This window comes from Paenibacillus terricola (assembly GCF_014779765.1).
In the GTDB taxonomy this organism is placed as follows: domain Bacteria; phylum Bacillota; class Bacilli; order Paenibacillales; family Paenibacillaceae; genus Paenibacillus_T; species Paenibacillus_T terricola.
In genome coordinates this window covers 153556-171037 of sequence record NZ_JACXZA010000008.1, presented here as the reverse complement: position 1 = coordinate 171037, position 17482 = coordinate 153556, and the positions used below count along the sequence as shown (strand labels likewise).

Below are 17482 nucleotides of genomic sequence, written 5' to 3'. Positions count from 1 at the left end.
TGTTGTGTGATATAAACGCTAGCTCTTCACCGCGCCAAGCGTCATGCCGCTGACAAAATATCGCTGCAAGAACGGATAAACGACGAGGATCGGAACGGTAACGATGATCGTAATCGCCATCTTAACGGACTCTGGCGAAATCCGATTCATCAACTGGTTCATGTTCTGTCCATTCACATTGCCGTCACTGCCGATCTGCGTGCTTTGAAGCACTTTCATCAATTCAAATTGCAAGGTTGTCAGATTAGGCTTGGAGCCGTTGTACAGGTATGTGTCAAACCACGAATTCCATTGACCGACCGCAAGGAACAGCGCAATCGTGGCAAGCGCCGGCGTTGTTAGCGGCAGAATGATGCGCCAATAGATCATGAAGTCATTCGCGCCATCAATCTTCGCCGATTCCTGAAGCGCGCCGGGGAGACCGTCGATGAACGAGCGCATGACGAATACGTTGAATGCGCTTACGACTCCTGGCAGCACATAGATCGCGAACGTGCCGATGAGATGCATATCCCGCATCAGAATGTAGAACGGAATCAGACCGCCCGACACATACATCGTGAGGGCCAGGTAAGTCGATAGAAATTTGCGGGCTTGGAAGTCTGTACGACTCAGTACATAGGCAAGCATCGATGCACTGATGAGACCAAGCAGCGTACCGACCAAGGTGCGCAGGATCGATATTTTCAGGCCGGTTAGCAGCCCATCGAAAGAGAAAATCAATGAATAATTATCGAATGTAAATTGCCTTGGAAAGACGGTAATGCCGCCCTTTACCGTATCGATGGAATCGTTGAGCGAAATCGCAAGTACGTTCAAGAATGGATAAAGCGTACATATGGCAACCAACGCGATAACGACATACACTGCGATATCGAACAAGCGGTCCGGCAGCGACAAGCTGGATCGTTTACTAATGTCCAAGCGGATAACCTCCTACATAATGCTCTCTTTGGTCACTCTCTTGAAAATCCCGTTAGCGACAAAGAGCAGAATCAAGCTGACAACTGAGTTAAATATGTTGATGGCGGTACCGAAAGAGTAACGGCCCATGCCTAGTCCGTATTTAAGCGCATACAAATCAAGCACTTCCGACTTGTCCTTGACGAGGTTGTTGCCAAGGAGGAATTGTTTCTCGAACCCGATACTGATCAAGTGACCGATCGACATAATGAGCAGAATGATAATTGTGGAACGGATGCCCGGCAGTGTAATGTGCCACATCTGCTTCAATCGGCTTGCGCCATCCACGCGGGCTGCCTCATACAGCTCCGGGCCGATACCAGAAATCGCTGCGAGATAAATAATGGCGTTCCAGCCTGTTTCCTTCCACACATCCGCACTTGTCACGACATACCAGAACAAATTCTCCTTCGCCATGAACGCAATCGGTTCGTTGATAAGATGCAAATTCATGAGAAGTTGGTTGACGACGCCGTTGTCGGTCGACAACATCTTCGTGATAATGCCGGCGACGACTACCCAAGATACGAAATGCGGCAAATATGAAACTGTCTGAACAAACCGCTTCAGGAACGATATTCGGACTTCGTTCAGGAGTACCGCGAAAATAATCGGAACGGTGAATCCTGCAATAAGTCCCATAAGGCTCATCGCAAGCGTATTGCGCATCGCATTGATGAATTGGTCGTCCTGAAACAGCATTCGAAAGTTATCGAAGCCAACCCACTTCTGATCGAAGAACGATTGTCCGACCCGAAATTTCTGGAAGGCCATCGTCCAGCCCCACAGCGGCAGATAACTGAATAGGAACACCCATATCGCAAATGGAATCGCCATGAAATAGAGATATCTCTGCTGGAGCATCCGCTGCCAGAAACCCCTTCGGGCAATGCTTCGCTGGCTGTTCTGTAATGGTAGGTCTGACACCCTCATCACTCCTTCATATTTGTGTCAGTGCTCATTATAGGGCAGGAACTTTGGAACATTCCTTGATTTTCAGGTCAGAAACTAGCATGATATAGACATCAATGGAGCTAGGCGTGAAATTAATGTGGTTAGGAAAGGAGGAATGGTCTTGATTACCGTCCAATTGAATTGGTTTACGACGGATAAGGATTTCCAATTCTTCATCCAATACGGCGGTCACGATGAAGATATGGATCTCCACAAGCATGAGGATTTCTCCGAGCTTGTTATCGTATTAAGCGGCAATGCGACCCATATCGTGAATACCGAGGCCTCTTTTATTAAGAAAGGCGACGTCTTCGTTATAGACAGCGAGACCTTGCATGCGTATAAGGACCCTCACGATTTCCGAATTTGCAACATCATGTATCGTCCCGAGATGCTGCGTGCCGCCGGCCACGACTTAAGAACGTCGAATGGGTTTCAAGCGATGTTCGTCTTGGAGCCGTTCTATCGTAAAATCCAGGATTATAAAAGCAAGCTAAGCCTGCCGATCACCAATCTCGAATACGTCTTCTCGAGCATCGCGTATATGATTGAGGAGTATACGAACAAGCTTCAGGGCTATCAGACGATCCTTACTTCGCGTTTTCTAGAGCTTGTCGTTTATTTGTCCAGGCAATACGAAGGTCAGGAATTACAAGGTGTGCAGAGCAATCTGATGAATTTGGCGAATGTGATGTCGTATATCGAGGATCATTACTTGGAGACACTGTCTCTGGAGGAAATCGCATCCTATTCCGGCATTTCGGTGAGGCATCTGAATCGGGTGTTTCAGGCTTATTATCAAACAACGCCCTTCTCCTATATCCAACGACTTCGGTTAGAGCATGCATGTTCGCTGCTCAAGCAATCCAGCCTCTCGATCATGGAGGTTTCGCTTGCCAGCGGATTCAATGACAGCAATTATTTCACACGGCAGTTTACGAAAGTGATGGGCTTGTCACCGAAGAAATATCGGCAGCAGCGATGATGGTCAGCTCTTTGAAAATCGAGTGAAACCGAGTTTGTATGTTGCGATTTATAAATCGTCACTCTATAATGATGCTACATTGATCGATATCCGAAAACGTTTTCGATAAACAATAAAAGAGGTGAATTCACATGAAATTTAACAATCCGGTTGTTAAAGGATTCTACCCGGATCCAAGTATTTGCAAGGTTGGCGATACGTATTATTTGGTATGCAGCTCGTTTCAATTTTTCCCAGGCGTCCCACTGTTCGAGAGTAAAGACCTAATCAATTGGGAGCCTATCGGTCATGTCTTGACGCGGCCTAGCCAGATCATGCTGGAGAAAGTAAACAGCTCCGGCGGCGTGTTCGCCCCTACGATTCGTCATCATAACGGACGATTCTATATGACAACGACGAACGATACGACGCGCCAGAACTTCTACGTGTGGACGGACGATATTTATGGCGAATGGTCGGAACCAATCTTCATCGAACAAGGCGGCATCGACCCGGATCTGTATTTTGAAGACAACCGCGTTTACTTCATGAGCAATGGCAGCGACGAGGATGGTCGCGGCGTTATTTTGCAATGCGAGATCGATATTGAGGCAGGAACTATGCTTACGCCTAGCCGTCCGCTCTGGAAAGGGACAGGCGGCCGTTATCTCGAAAGCCCTCATATGTATCATATCAATGGCTGGTACTACTTGATGGCAGCCGAAGGCGGCACCGAGTTCGGCCATATGATCACGTACGCTCGAAGCAAATCGCTGCATGGTCCTTTCGAAGCCTACCCGCATAACCCGGTTCTGACGAACAAGAACCTTGGCGGCTATCAAATTCAAGCGATCGGCCACGGCGATCTCATTCAAGATGGAGACGGCAACTGGTGGATCTTCCACCTCGGATTCCGCCAGATCGGCCAGTGGATCGCTTATCACCATCTTGGACGTGAAGTATTCCTTGCACCGGTTACGTTCGATGAGGATGGCTGGTTTACAGCGGGTCACAATGGAACGACGCGCGCCGAGATCGAGACAGACCGGATTGGCGAGCATGTGGTACAGCAAGAGAAGAAGCTCTATACATTCAACAATACGAAGTGGGATCTCGAGTGGGTTTTTCTGCGTCACCCGCATGTGGAGAACTACCTGCCGCAAGACGATAAACTGACGCTTACAGGAACAGCTGTGACGCTTGATCAAGCGGATACGCCTACTTTCCTCGGAATCCGTCAACGAGATTTCAATGCTTCGATTTCGTCTCAAGTGACTCTGACGAACAACGGCGAGGCTGGCATTACCTTGTACATGGACGAGAGCCATCATTACGATCTGGCAATTCGCCAGATCGGCGATCAACTCGAAGCTGTACTGCGTCTTAACATCGGCGATATTAAACACGAACAGAAGGTTGTCTCGATCGATACAGGTGCGGATGTACGGCTTCACATTCAGGCTTCAGCTGAACGTTACGGCTTCTCGATCCAAGGAGCCGGAGGCCAGACGATTGAACTCGGCACGGCACAGACCAAGTACCTCTCTTCTGAAGTAGCCGGCGGCTTCACAGGCGTCGTTATCGGCTTGTATGCGATTGGAGAAGGCGCGAAGGCTGAGTTTACGAAGTTTGCGTGTGAATATTTGTAAAAAGGAAAAGATGAAAAGCCGCGGATATTGGGTCCGCGGCTTTCTAGAGTTATGATATCGAAACTAGCCGAATAAGCTTTATCGAAGAATCCCCTTCTGCTTCGCCGCTCGGATCCACTGCGGAAACTCATCCAGCAGCCGGTCGTACAATTCCTCATCCGACACATGCTCGATTTTGTCCCAATGAATGAAGTTCGCATTATCGACGATTCTGCCCTGCATCGTATCCAGCCGTTTCAGCACCTCGAAGCTTGAGTCGCCTATTCCGACGAACTGCCAGAAGATCGGAAGAACGGCGGAACGAGTGATCACCTTCTGAATGGACTTCTGCACACCGCCATCATTGATGAAAATGATATATACAGGCGTATCCGAATTTTCCTCGATCGTATATTTGCGAATGACGTCTTCCATTACTGGCGGCTCGTTATTACGACCAAACTTATGGACGAACGGGTTGTCCAAAATTTGCTTCTTCACATATTGCTGTAAACTCGACTCCGTCACCGAAGCCATCCGAGAAAACTCATTGTCATAGATCCATACATCAAGCGTTGCATTATCGTCAAACTTGCACGCAATGGCAAGCACTCGTTCCACAACGTCCTGCACAATGCCGCTGCGATATTGATACTGCATTGATCCAGATATGTCTAACACAACACCAACCCGTGCGACTACGTCCGTCAGCTGCTTTTTCTTCAAAGTGAATTCGACTGCCTTCTTACGTAAATCGATAGTCGAATGGACAGTCGTGTCTGGAACGGCTAGAGAAGGAGCTTGCTCTGCAATCGCGGCCTTCACTTCCTCTACCGCTGCTGCAATGTCTGAGAGACCCTCTTCCTGTTCGAGTTCAAGTCCATAGTGAGTAACAAGCGCCTCTAATCCGCCATAAAATCCGCTGCCAACCGCGCTAAACTTCCACTCGCCCTGGTAACGGTACAACTCTCCCACAATGATAGCCGTTTCGGCGGCTACATCCGCCCCGCACTCGTAACTCGCAATAACAGCGCCGCTGACATCATCCATGAGCTTCACGTATAACGACGATACATCGTTCATCGTATGACCGCGTTTCGCACTGTCATAGATCGATACGGTAACAGCTAGCCTGTCGATTCGATCGGGCAAATCACGGAGCCCTACGCGCAGCGTCCCTTGTTTGCCCGTACCATCCTGGGAATAAATAACCGTACCATCAGCAGAATGAGGATTGCCGTAGAAAATCAAATCCTGATCCTGCACACATCGATTATCCTTGGACAACAGAAATACTGAGGCATCGACACTGACATCCGCCCTTCGAACTTCCCAACCGAATGAAAGTGTTAACCGACTGATCGAACGACCTTTCGTAATGTCGATTTTCTGTCCTTTACTAAGCTGCATGCTGCACCCTCCTATTCATCGTTTCGATTGTTTCTACGAGTTCTTTTACATCACTCTCAAAATCCCTACTTTTGAATATCAACGAAAGTAAATCAAATAAGTTTCAGTTGTTAATCGTAGATTTAAGAAAAGTACAAGTTCCTCATGACGAAGTCCTTATCTGAAGATTGCGGTTTGAAGATAGTGGAATATGTTTATACATCAGGAGGGACTCCACCGGTCGGAGTCCCTTCCCTTATGTTGCCTTCAATATTTCGTCATACATACCCTTCATATATGGGAAATTCGTTGCTATACTTACCAGTAAAGCATCAAAGTTGAAACAAAGGAACTTATACTGATTCAAGGAAGTGTGCTGCATATTGAATACGATCCAGCGAACAATTATGGTCTTATCTACTCTATTCCTTCTCATGATTCCAACTGTTCATACGGCTGCGGCTGCATCCAAGTCAGAATACGATGACAAGGTCGCTGTTCTCATGTATCATCACATGACCGATGGCAGCAACAAACCTAATCCAGACATTATATCGACCACTCAATTCAACGATCAATTGTCCTACCTGCAGCAGAAAGGCTATAATTTCATTTCGCTAAGACAATTTATCGATTATATGAATGGCGGGAGCGTTCCTCCGAATGCGGTGCTCGTGACATTCGACGACGGTTACGAGAGCTTTAGCAATCTGGCCTATCCGATTCTCAAATCAAAGCGTATTCCATCTGTCGCCTTTATCATTACTAGCGCTACCGATAATAAGAAATACGGGTATATCCCTCATATGACCCATGCGGAGTTGGAACAAGTCACGGCAGACAATCTTGCAGAGGTGCAGTGCCATACGAATAAGCTGCACTACAAAGTCGACAACCGGTATGATGCCCTGACTGCCCGCCTTACGGTTAATGGGGTGACAGAAACCGATGAGCAGCATAAGAAACGGATACTCGACGATTTCGCCGCATGCAAAGATCAATTAGCTCCTATCAATAAGAATCCGATTGATACATTTGCTTATCCCTATGGCATGCATGATCAGGAATCGATGGATCTTGTACGAGAAGCCAATATCCAATATGCTTTTACAGTTAGAGAAGACATCGCTACTAGACAGTCGAATTGGTTGCAAATCCCAAGAATCAACGGAGGCAGCCCTTCTATTACGCCTGCCGATCTAGAAGCAGCAATCTTAAGAACCGCTCATCCATATAGCAAAGACGCAATCATTCATAAAACAAAGAAATTCGTTCAACAAGCCCCTCATCGCAAAAGATACTGGGCACTTGGATTCCTCGTCCTGATTGGGATCGGCTATATGGGGTATCGGAAGTTCCGTAAACGAAGCAATCCGTTCCCAGAATAACAACTTGAAGTCGTGGACATCCACGGCTTCTTCTTATTTATCCCCTTCCAAAACTAATCAACTTCACCTTATTCACTCCTTCCTATCCTTCTCGAGCCATCCATAATTTATAGATGAATTTAGCCATAATTCATCGAATAGGCACGATCTCCTCTCTGCTTTAAGATGGCAGTAAGAGAGGTGATATTATGTACGGATTAATCTGAAAACGCATACAACAGAACAGGAACACACCTTTTTGCCACAGCCTTTATTGTACAGAGATCATTAGAATCTATTTCGAGGAGTGGTTGTATGCTAGCTTCGAGGTTTAGGGAAATTAATCGTATTCCACGTTCCATCCTACTATCATTGATGTGCTTATCTTTATTCGTTGTGCCAGCAGCAGTGCATGCTGAATCTGCAATTACAACAATCAAATCAGAAAGCAGTGACATTGTCAGCAACTACAAGGACGCCATTCTTCAGGGCAGCGGTATCGAGAAGCTTACTTCTCCCCAGCCAAGGACACCTTATACAAGGGCAATGGATATGTATCTTTCTTCTATGACGACGATCAAAACTCCGGTCAACCGAGCGGAACAGCCACTTTTAAGGTCAATGCCCCTTCAGCTGGTCTATATAAGCTTAGCGTAGGTTATTACATTCCAGAGGGATATGGCTCCAAAGATACGGGCATCGAGGTCAATGGCGCTGGGGTCGGCAGCTTGACATTGGATGCTCCGCCTGCCGGAAGTGTTGTGAATGAGAAGATGGTTAGCCGGATCGCCCTAAATTCCGGCACGAACGATATTACGTTTACCCGTGGATGGGGATATTACGGAATTGAATATATTAAAGTCGAAGCGGCCGCACCGACAGCAACTTCCGGTAAAATCGAAGCGGAAGACGGAGTCATGACTGGAGATGTTAGCATTGGCACAACCGATACGGGTTATTCCGGCACCGGATACGCTGCCTTCAAAAGCACAGGTTCGCTCACGTTGACCTATGACGCGAGCGTTAGTGGTCTCTACGATCTTGTAATCGGTTACAGTGCACCAAACGGTGACAAGAAAACACAGCTTGTGGTCAATGGCCAGGCCAATGAGCTGTCACTCCCTGCGACTTCGAGCTTCTCCGAGATTAAGGGCGGGAAGATTATGTTGAATGCAGGAAGCAATACGATTCAGTTCAATCCGAATTGGGGTTGGTACAATATCGACTACGTTGAGCTCTCTACTGCTGCAGCAGCTAATCAGCACCAGGTCGTTGCTAAACTCGTCAATCCGAACGCAACGACAAAAACGAAGGCGCTCATGAGCTACTTCGTTAATCATTATGGCAAGAACATCTTGTCCGGTCAGCAGACTCTTGAAGACGCAGAGTGGATTAAGGAGCAAACGGGGAAATATCCTGCCATACTGTCAACCGATATGATGGACTACTCTCCTTCCCGTGTTGAACACGGGACGAGCTCGACCGAAGTCGATAAAGCCATTCAATGGGCGCGAAATGGCGGCATTGTCTCGTTCGTCTGGCATTGGAACGCGCCAACAGGACTATACGACATTCCAGGTAAGGAATGGTGGAGAGGGTTTTACACAGATGCCACCTCATTCGACGTACAATATGCACTTAAGCATCCTCATTCCAAAGACTATAAGCTAATGGTGCGAGATATCGATGCGATTGCTGTTCAATTGAAGAAACTCCAAGACGCTCACATTCCCGTGCTGTGGAGACCTCTGCATGAAGCAGAGGGTGGATGGTTCTGGTGGGGCGCCAAAGGGCCTGAATCCGCCAAGCAACTCTATCGACTCATGTATGATCGTCTAACTAATTATCATCAATTGAACAACCTCATCTGGGTATGGAACTCGGAACAACCAGAATGGTATCCGGGAGATGATGTTGTCGATATTGCAAGTGTGGATGTGTACAACGAAGCAGGAAATTACGGCCCAAGCATTGCCAAATACGACAGCTTGGTGAGTCTTGTGCAGGACAAGAAAATGGCGGCACTGCCCGAGAATGGTCCAATCCCTGATCCGGAACAGCTTCAATTGTATGCAGCGCACTGGCTCTTCTTCAGTACGTGGACAGGCGATTACATCCGTGACGGAAAGTATAACACGCTGGAGCATATTCAAGAGGTGTACAACAGTGATTATGTCATAACAAGGGATGAATTGCCGGCCAACCTTTATTCGGCATCAATCACTTATAGCACAATGAATCCATCTAGCAAGTTTGTAGTTGCTCGTCTATCCATGACGGAGCCGGTGACCATCACGAATAACCGCGGGTCCAGCGTGTATATATTTACGAGGAACGGCAGTTTCACCTTTACTTATGTCGATGCGAACGGTAACCCCGGATCCGTTACAGCGACGGTGAGCAGCATCAGACGTTAAACGAAACAACTTGACACATAGCTAACGAATGATTAACTTCAGCGCAAAGCAACCGTCTCGCAAATCCGAGACGGTTGCTGCCCAAACATCTTACAGCTGATTTTGAACAAACAATCCTCCAACCTCATCCGTACTAAGCGTTATGTTAGGCTGGAAGGCTTCAGATGCTGCATAGCTGTAGATGCTTGCCAAGAACTGCTTGCCTTCAGGCGTTCCTTCAATGCGCTCATCGTCTACCGTACAAACGAGCAGCTTACCTTGCAGCACTTTGCATTCCCATAATAAGCCGAGTTTATGGTTGCGTTCAAAGTTGTCGATCGTCTGCACGATAGGTGATAATCCCCGAGGCGCCTCATCCAGAATAATAGAACGCGAGCTGGACACGATCGACCACCACGGGTATGTAGAATGCGTAGCGGAAAGGAATCGCGCAAGCGAAGGATGCTCGTTATCAATTAGCAGTCCCATCGTCCCAACCGGCACAGGCTTATTCATGCTTTCGGAGATCGAACGGAACATCGGGTAACACCAGAAGTCCGTACAGTACAAGCCTTCAATCGAATGCGCCAATCGATTCAAGTTCGGGATGAGTACGACATTCTCCCCTCTTGCCAGCCGATCTTCCGTATCGCGCGTCCATTCCCGTGCAAGATGGAATTCAACTGGTTCGACGCTTACGATCTCACGTGGGTAAAGCCACAAATCATAACGCTTGAATATGTCCGTCCCTTTAATACGTAAAGACAGCGATACCTTCGTCATTGCGTTCACATCAGGAAGCATGGTCTCGATATCGGCGATATGGTTCACCCCACTCGCTCCGTCCATCATGACGACTGCACGTCCAGCTGCGAGGACATGGTCTCCGTCTGACAACTCCCAATGAAGAGTCGCGGAAGATAGCGGCTCGCTGCGATAATAAGCCAGTTCAATGCGAGCTTCGAAGCTTTCTCCTGCCGTATATTGATACTTCGGAAACCGTCCCAGCAGCACAGCGTCATTGCAGAAGGTTCGCCATTCTTCAGGGGTAATGAAGCCCTTGGAATCCATGAAAGCATCTAGAACCCCGACGAGCGCCGTACCCTGGCCACTGAAATCCTGTAGATCGAGCAGCTGGAACCCTGCCAATCGCCGGGTTCTGAAGGCAGCTTCCAACTCCTCCTTATAACAGGCAACTGCCAGCTGTCCAGAGTTGCGGAAGAACGCTTCGGCTAGATGAGCCATTCCCTTATCCGCTAATCGCTGTTGGAACACTTCGAAGTTCCTTGCCTTCAGCGAACCTGTGTATTTCTGAATCTCCTTGAAGTTGGGATAAGAAGCGAATTGTCCAATCTCATGCGATACAACTGGAATGTGCGGAACCAGCTCCCCAGTCGTGTGCTCGGCTTGCACCGTTCGCGCTTCCGTCCCGTATTGGATTTGAATCAGTCCACCTTCAAGCGCACTTCCAGCAGGATGCTCAACAGACGGCGGTATGATCGCTGTATCATAATCCTTCATCGTGCTTGGTCGGTCCGTCTGAATATGCCCGAGCGGAGCGTCACACATGGCATAAGATCCCCGGAACAACCGATCTCGGTCGAATCGGACGCCACAGTAGAATTCCTCTTCCTCAAGAATGTCCGGGACAAACTGAAAGTTGTTTGATCCTTGCGTGTACAAATGACGGTTATCGTACGTCTTGTACCCCTTCAGGATGTGATTCAGTTTATCCTTGCTGCCCCAGAGCTCGTTCCCCAGCGACATCATAACGAAGGATGGATGGTTGCCGTACGCATCCAGCATGGCGAATCCTTCATGGATCAGATACTGCTGCTCCTGTTCGGTATGTCGCTCATCCCCTTCATCTGTAACGGTACCCCAGAAGGGCAGCTCCGGCTCCATGTATATTCCAAGCATATCAGCCGCTGTGAAGGCTGCTTCCGGCGGGCAGCAGGTATGGAAACGATAGTGATTAATGCCGTACGACTGGGCAATACCTAGAATACGCAGCCATTCTTCCACCGTCGTAGGCGCATAACCAGTCAGCGGGAATAATAGCCCGTCGTGTTTGCCACGCAGGAATGTCACCCGACCGTTAATCGTAAACTTGTCCCCCGCAGCCGCGAATTCACGCAGCCCAAACGCCGCCTCATAGGTATCCAGCACATTTCCTGCCATATCGTACAGCGACAAGGTTACCTTATAGAGAGCCGGACACTCCGCATCCCACAGATGTGCCTCATCACCGAGCGCATACTGGACAGTCAGATTCGCAGCGTCCACGATAAACACCTGCTCCGAAACGATGTGTGGTCGATCTACGTTGAAGCTCTCGGCAGAAACCTTGAGCTGCATGCCGGCCATCGATCCAGCGATCTGCGTCTGAATCGTAACGGACCGTTCCGACACATGGGGAAACAGCTTGACGCCCTGCAAATGCGTTTCGTGATAGAATTGCAGCTCGATCCGTCCTGTAATGCCATTCCAATTCGTCTGCGTGTCCGGAGAAGTAAGATGTCCTCCTTTGGTCGGGTAGTTCGTATTGTCGACGCGGATGGTGATCTGCTGCTTGCCTCTGCGGATGTACGGAGTCAGATCGTACACATGCGGTGCGGACAAGCTGTTCTGAGTACCAATCTCTTGATCGTCGATCCAGACCGTAGTGACTCTTGTACGTTCCAGATACAGCAGGCATACTTGTCCGTGCAGCTCGTCCGGAATATCGATTTCCCTTGAGAACCAAGCGAAGCCTTCGAATGCATATTCATCGGTCAAATGATTAAGATGAACGCTGTCGTTTCGGGTCCCCTTCTTCGCATACGACGTTGTGCCTGGCAGCTGAATCGTTTCCTCAAAGGGGAGCTGAAGTCCCTTTGTTCCTTCATCCAATTGAAGACTCCAACTTCCTTCCAAACGCAAACAAGCGAGCATCCCCATCACGTCCTATTCTTCAGAGTAACGTTCGATCAATACAATGCGGGAAGCTTATCCAATGTAATCGCATATTCATGCTGGTACGCTTGGCGAAGCTCCTCCTCGGAGGTCCACTCTCCGGATGCTCCGAATTCATTGGACCAGATCATGTACCACAACCACGGAATTCTAGTTTGCGATAGCTGCTTAATGCTAGGCAGTACACCAATCTCACCTAGGGCTGCGAGCTTCGGAGTTGAAGTAATCCGAATTAATTCCTCATACTCCGACTTTAAGTCGGTATGGCTGTGTTTGGGAGGATACAGATCCCTGGATATGACGTCTGCCACATCGTCACCTACATATCCCTCTGCTAATGGGGAATTCCATACCCAAATCAGATTGTTAAGCGCATGCACATGGGTATACCGATCATACATGATGCGGTACAGCTGCTTGGCAACTTCCGGCCCCTTATGCCCCCACCAGAACCAATCTCCTTCTGCTTCATGGAAGGGTCGCCATAGAATCGGAATTCGTCTCTCACAGAACGGCATCAGTATGGCAGCCATATGGTCCATGTCAGCAATGAGCGCTTTATACTCTGCTGTTCCCTCAACGACAGCCTTGGAGGCATCAAAGGTCGTATTCTTGGAATAGAAGGACTTATCCCAACCTCCGAGGGGAGAGAACCAATGCCATGTGAATGTGATCAGCCCTTTACGTTCCGCCCATTCCCAAGCTCGGTCCAGCGTATTGCGGTTCTCTTCGATTTCAAGCAAGCATTCCTTGCTGCTCTTAGCCTCGTTAATATTAGGCGAATAACTCAACAGCTCAAACCCGCATAACGCCGGCAGCTTCCCTGTGACTTGTTCAATATACAGAAGCTCTTTCTGTACATTCGTTTGAGTATGTTGTCCGGTAAGGATACCTCTTCCACATATTTCGTTTAAGTATCGTAGAACGGCTTTTACTTCATGGATGGCATTCGGATTACAAGGAACTGCATTCGGCATCTCTATGATCCACTCCTCTTAAATTTCTACTTTTTTCTTTCTTTGTCCAACAGCTCACCTAACACGATGAGAAAAAAAGGGGCAGCTTCTCCTTTCCGATAAGGAAATGGAGAACGGCCCCTTCGTTTATTCAAACCTGAATTACTGGTTAGACCACAGTTTGATTCGATCTTGGATGTGCTTCGTATAGGATGCTTCCATCTCTTCTACGCCAGCCTTCTCCAGATCCGCCATATAAGCGTCCCAGATCGCATCGAATTGTTCCGGTTTCGACATGACAGCTTGCGGGATGCGCTTCCATGTAATATCCTTCATCTTCGCTCCGAGGATAACTGCGGGATCATCATTTGGCAAGGACATCGTGTACGCCGCACCATAGGCTCTTGGCTGGAACTCTTCTTCCGAAGGGAAGAGATCCTTCCAATGATCAATGCCGTACCCCTTTAACGTCTCCTTCTCCGCCTCATTATACGTCGCTGTAAGCATCTCCGGATAGTTGCGCGTGAAGAAGTTGCCTGTAGAATCTTTAATTCCGTCGCCGTAATGAACCATCATGTTCCAGTACAGACCGATGCCGGACTCTTTCTGGAAGGCAGCGCCGTCCTTATCCATACGCTGCTGTACCTCTGGAATGATCGTCCGCTTACCGTTCTCGTACGTATAATGTTTTCCTTCAATGCCCCAGTTCACAAGGATTTGGCCTTCTTCGGATGCAAGATAGTCCAGGAACTGAATTGCACGAACCGGATCCTTCGTTTTGCTGGAAATCGAGATGCCATAGCCTCCGTCAAAGCCTGCAGGCCAGAAATTCGTATCCTTGTAATCCTTGCTCATCGTGACTGGATAGTGGCCGTAAGTCTGATCGAACTTGCCTGCTGCTTTCAACGCGTTCTGACCATCGCCATAATCCCATTCCGGGTCGGCCAAACCAAGGACGCGGCCCGATGCGACCTTCGCCTTGAACTGATCCGTCTTCTGCACGAAGCTCTCTGGATCAAGCAATCCAATATCATTCATGTGATTCAGCCAGCGGAAGTATTCCTTCTCCTCTGGACGACGGAAATGATACGTCGCTTGGTGAGTCTCTTGATCGATGTAGTACTCGCCGTCATCGGGTCCGCCAGTCGTCTGGAATCCCGAATTCGTTACCTGATACATATGCCAATCGTCTGCATTTAAGGATAAACCGATATTTTTATTGCCATTCTCGTCTGTTGGATGCTTCGCGATGTAATCTTGAATGACCTTCTCGTAATCCTTCACGGTACGAATTTCCGGATATCCCGCTTCTTTCACGACGCGATGCTGAAGCTCGAAGCCGCCATCCGTTTTGAACTTCTTCTCATCGACCGAGGACCAGGTCGGAATTGCATAGATCGCTTGGTCATCAAGGCTGTACTTCGTTCGAACGAGCTTATCGCCAAGCATTTTCTTGATGTTCGGAGCATGCTTATCAATCAAATCCGTCAGGTCGAGGATGGCTCCTGCGTCAACCAGCTTGCCTACATCCGCCTTGGCTGCGATCAGATCGGGGTAGTTGCCTGTCGCTGCGATCAATGAAATCTTCTGAACCGGGTCGCCGACTGCGAACTCAGCATCCAAAGTTACGCCGGTCTTCTCTGCAATGACCTTGCCGACTTCGTCCTTCATATTATTCCAGTTCGTGCTCGAATCCTCCGAGAAATAAGTGAGCGTAATGGGTTTCAGGCTTGTCCCAGACGTCGAACCTTCCTCTGCATGAGTCCCTTCTGTTGTTGACGATCCTTTATTGCTCGAACAACCCGTAAGTGCTACTACTACTGACAGCGCAAGCAAAGAAGTGGTGACCGTCCCTTTTTTGGTTACCTTCATGAAGCGAAACCTCCCTTAATAAGTGAGCATAATGAAATTTGTATAGGACAGGCGATAGGCCTGGATATACCGTAATGGCATAGGCACTAACTCTTTACAGCACCGAGCGTCATGCCTTTAACGAAATATTTTTGCAAGAAAGGATACACGACTAGAATCGGTACCGTTACGATGATCGTAATTGCCATTTTGACGGATTCCGGCGATACCTGCTGCATACGCTGGGCCATGTTGGCGGCGTCTTGCGAATTGGTTGCGGTTGTCGTAGTGCTTTGCAATATTTTCATCAATTCATACTGAAGGGTTGTTAATGATTCATTGGACCCGTTGAACAAGTACGTATCGAACCACGAGTTCCATTGGCCGACTGCCAAGAACAGCGCTACTGTCGCGAGTGCCGGCTTGCACAATGGAAGAATAACGCGCCAGTAGATCGTGAAGTCGTTAGCACCATCCAGCTTGGCCGATTCTTGAAGCGCATAAGGAAGTCCGTCAATAAACGAACGAATAACGAAAACATTAAAAGCGCTTACGAGTCCTGGCAGAATGTATACAGCAAACGTATCGATCAAGTGGAGGTTCTTCATCAAGATAAATCCTGGAATCAAGCCTCCGGAAACATACATTGTGATGGCTAGAAAGGTTGAAATGAACCGTCTTGCTCGGAAATCGCTTCTCGACAACGTATATGCGAGCATCGAGCCGCTGAATAAACCTGCAACAGTGCCGATTACCGTTCGTAATACCGAGATCTTGAATCCTGTAATCAACCCGCCGAAGGTAAATATCAAATCGTAGTTGCGGAACGTGAACTCCCGCGGCCAGATCGTAATCCCGCCTCTAACGGTATCGACAGAATCGTTAAAGGAGATTGCCAACACGTTCAGGAACGGGTAGATTGTAGCGACCGTTACGACAATCAGAAACACGTAAACGAAAAGTTCCAGTATGAAATCCTGTGGCGATTTCGACTTCAACCTTCTGCCCATCCGGCTGTTGAATGAACTGCTTTTGACTGACTCCATGCTATCTTTCCTCCTTACATAATGCTTTCGTTCGTAAAGCGCTTGAATATACCATTGGCTGCAAACAGTAGGAGCAGGCTAATCACGGAATTGAAAATGTTGATCGCTGTTCCGAAAGAGTACCGTCCCATCGCCAGACCATAATTAAGCGCATACAAATCAAGCACTTCGGAGTAATCGATGACCAAATGGTTGCCAAGCAGAAACTGCTTCTCAAAACCTGTGCCGAGCAGGTGTCCAATAGACATGATCAAGAGCACAATGATCGTTGGGCGAATACCAGGCAGTGTAATATGCCACATCTGTTGAAGCCGGCTTGCTCCGTCCACTCTCGCCGCTTCATACAACTCAGGCCCAATACCCGAGATAGCAGCAAGATAAATAATCGCGCTCCACCCGGTTTCTTTCCAAATATCTGCCCCGGTTACAATTCCCCAGAACAAATTTCCTTCTGCCATGAATTGAAGGGGTTTATCGATTAGATGCAGGTTCATCAGAATATCGTTCACAACACCGCCATCCGTCGAGAGCATCTTGGTGACGATGCCTGCAGCAACGACCCATGATACGAAGTGCGGCAAGTACGATACGGTTTGAACAAATCGCTTCATCACTTGTACCCGGACCTCATTGAGCAGCAGCGCGAACACGACCGGTACGATAAAGCCAGCAATTAAGCCCATCAAGCTCATAGCCAGTGTGTTGCGCAGCACTTGGTAGAAATGCTCATCGCCGAATAACACGCTGAAGTGCTCAAGACCTACCCATTTCTGATCCAGGAAGCCAAGACCAGGTTTATATTTCTGGAAGGCCATCGTCCAGCCCCATAATGGCAAGTACTGAAATACAAAAACCCAAAGAACGAATGGAATAGACATGTAGTAAAGGTACTGTTGGTTTCGGAATACCTTCCACGCGTGACGCTTCGGCAGTTTGTATGCGTTTTCTGCATTGCTTGTTACTGTTTTCATTGCTTCTCCCCTCTCATGTCTTTCATCTTAAAGGAGAGAGGA

12 protein-coding genes and 1 pseudogene are annotated in these 17482 nt (G+C 48.3%); 5 read left to right on the top strand and 8 right to left on the bottom strand.

Features of this window, described 5'->3' with window-relative positions; genetic code table 11:
• Positions 1-18: 18 nt before the first annotated feature.
• Both H8B09_RS26465 and H8B09_RS26460 read right to left on the bottom strand, forming a co-directional pair.
• Positions 19-924 (bottom strand): carbohydrate ABC transporter permease, encoded by a 906-nt coding sequence (locus tag H8B09_RS26465; RefSeq protein WP_191206603.1) that lies wholly within the window; start codon positions 922-924, stop codon positions 19-21.
• Positions 925-936: 12 nt separating this feature from the next.
• Positions 937-1827 (bottom strand): ABC transporter permease, encoded by an 891-nt coding sequence (locus tag H8B09_RS26460; RefSeq protein ID WP_224754058.1) that lies wholly within the window; start codon positions 1825-1827, stop codon positions 937-939.
• A 211-nt stretch (positions 1828-2038) separates the two neighbouring features.
• On the opposite strand from H8B09_RS26460, the gene H8B09_RS26455 reads away from it, so the two are divergent.
• On the top strand, positions 2039-2902 hold the full coding sequence (locus tag H8B09_RS26455; RefSeq protein WP_191206601.1) for an AraC family transcriptional regulator: 864 nt from the start codon (positions 2039-2041) through the stop codon (positions 2900-2902).
• Positions 2903-3033: 131 nt separating this feature from the next.
• The gene (locus tag H8B09_RS26450) at positions 3034-4530 is read left to right on the top strand and encodes a glycoside hydrolase family 43 protein (protein ID WP_191206600.1); all 1497 of its coding nucleotides are present in this window, start codon (positions 3034-3036) and stop codon (positions 4528-4530) included.
• A 78-nt stretch (positions 4531-4608) separates the two neighbouring features.
• Here H8B09_RS26450 and H8B09_RS26445 read toward each other — a convergent pair whose 3' ends face one another.
• Positions 4609-5919 carry a VWA domain-containing protein gene (locus tag H8B09_RS26445; protein ID WP_191206599.1) on the bottom strand — a complete coding sequence of 437 codons (1311 nt, stop codon included), beginning with the start codon at positions 5917-5919 and terminating at the stop codon, positions 4609-4611.
• A 362-nt stretch (positions 5920-6281) separates the two neighbouring features.
• Between H8B09_RS26445 and H8B09_RS26440 the strand changes: the two genes are divergently transcribed.
• The 3 genes and pseudogenes from H8B09_RS26440 (at position 6282) to H8B09_RS30795 (ending at position 9682) form a co-directional block, all read left to right on the top strand.
• Entirely contained in the window at positions 6282-7286 is a 1005-nt protein-coding gene (locus tag H8B09_RS26440) for a polysaccharide deacetylase family protein (protein ID WP_224754031.1), read from the top strand.
• 572 nt (positions 7287-7858) lie between these two features.
• A pseudogene (locus tag H8B09_RS30935) lies at positions 7859-8071 on the top strand (carbohydrate-binding protein); the annotation flags it as partial.
• A 111-nt stretch (positions 8072-8182) separates the two neighbouring features.
• Positions 8183-9682 carry a glycosyl hydrolase gene (locus H8B09_RS30795; RefSeq protein WP_263576162.1) on the top strand — a complete coding sequence of 500 codons (1500 nt, stop codon included), beginning with the start codon at positions 8183-8185 and terminating at the stop codon, positions 9680-9682.
• Positions 9683-9772: 90 nt separating this feature from the next.
• Here H8B09_RS30795 and H8B09_RS26430 read toward each other — a convergent pair whose 3' ends face one another.
• The 5 genes from H8B09_RS26430 to H8B09_RS26410 all read right to left on the bottom strand — a co-directional run bounded on the left by H8B09_RS26430 (position 9773) and on the right by H8B09_RS26410 (position 17440).
• Positions 9773-12553, bottom strand: coding sequence for a DUF8487 domain-containing protein (locus H8B09_RS26430; protein ID WP_502572621.1), 2781 nt, complete (start codon positions 12551-12553; stop codon positions 9773-9775).
• Positions 12554-12630: 77 nt separating this feature from the next.
• A complete protein-coding gene (locus H8B09_RS26425) occupies positions 12631-13593 on the bottom strand; it encodes a glycosyl hydrolase (protein WP_191206596.1) in 963 nt (320 codons plus the stop codon).
• 141 nt (positions 13594-13734) lie between these two features.
• The gene (locus tag H8B09_RS26420) at positions 13735-15444 is read right to left on the bottom strand and encodes an ABC transporter substrate-binding protein (RefSeq protein WP_191206595.1); all 1710 of its coding nucleotides are present in this window, start codon (positions 15442-15444) and stop codon (positions 13735-13737) included.
• An 86-nt stretch (positions 15445-15530) separates the two neighbouring features.
• Positions 15531-16469 carry a carbohydrate ABC transporter permease gene (locus H8B09_RS26415; protein WP_191206594.1) on the bottom strand — a complete coding sequence of 313 codons (939 nt, stop codon included), beginning with the start codon at positions 16467-16469 and terminating at the stop codon, positions 15531-15533.
• A 14-nt stretch (positions 16470-16483) separates the two neighbouring features.
• Positions 16484-17440: an ABC transporter permease gene (locus H8B09_RS26410; protein WP_191206593.1), complete on the bottom strand. Its 957-nt coding sequence runs from the start codon at positions 17438-17440 to the stop codon at positions 16484-16486.
• Positions 17441-17482: the final 42 nt, after the last annotated feature.

Bases quoted from the DNA above. Each gene is read 5' to 3' on its own strand.
- H8B09_RS26460 (WP_224754058.1), bottom strand. From the start codon at position 1,827: ATGCTCCAGCAGAGATATCTCTATTTCATGGCGATTCCATTTGCGATA.
- H8B09_RS26450 (WP_191206600.1), top strand. From the start codon at position 3,034: ATGAAATTTAACAATCCGGTTGTTAAAGGATTCTACCCGGATCCAAGT.
- H8B09_RS26445 (WP_191206599.1), bottom strand. From the start codon at position 5,919: ATGCAGCTTAGTAAAGGACAGAAAATCGACATTACGAAAGGTCGTTCG.
- H8B09_RS30795 (WP_263576162.1), top strand. From the start codon at position 8,183: ATGACTGGAGATGTTAGCATTGGCACAACCGATACGGGTTATTCCGGC.
- H8B09_RS26425 (WP_191206596.1), bottom strand. From the start codon at position 13,593: ATGCCGAATGCAGTTCCTTGTAATCCGAATGCCATCCATGAAGTAAAA.
- H8B09_RS26420 (WP_191206595.1), bottom strand. From the start codon at position 15,444: ATGAAGGTAACCAAAAAAGGGACGGTCACCACTTCTTTGCTTGCGCTG.
- H8B09_RS26415 (WP_191206594.1), bottom strand. From the start codon at position 16,469: ATGGAGTCAGTCAAAAGCAGTTCATTCAACAGCCGGATGGGCAGAAGG.
- H8B09_RS26410 (WP_191206593.1), bottom strand. From the start codon at position 17,440: ATGAAAACAGTAACAAGCAATGCAGAAAACGCATACAAACTGCCGAAG.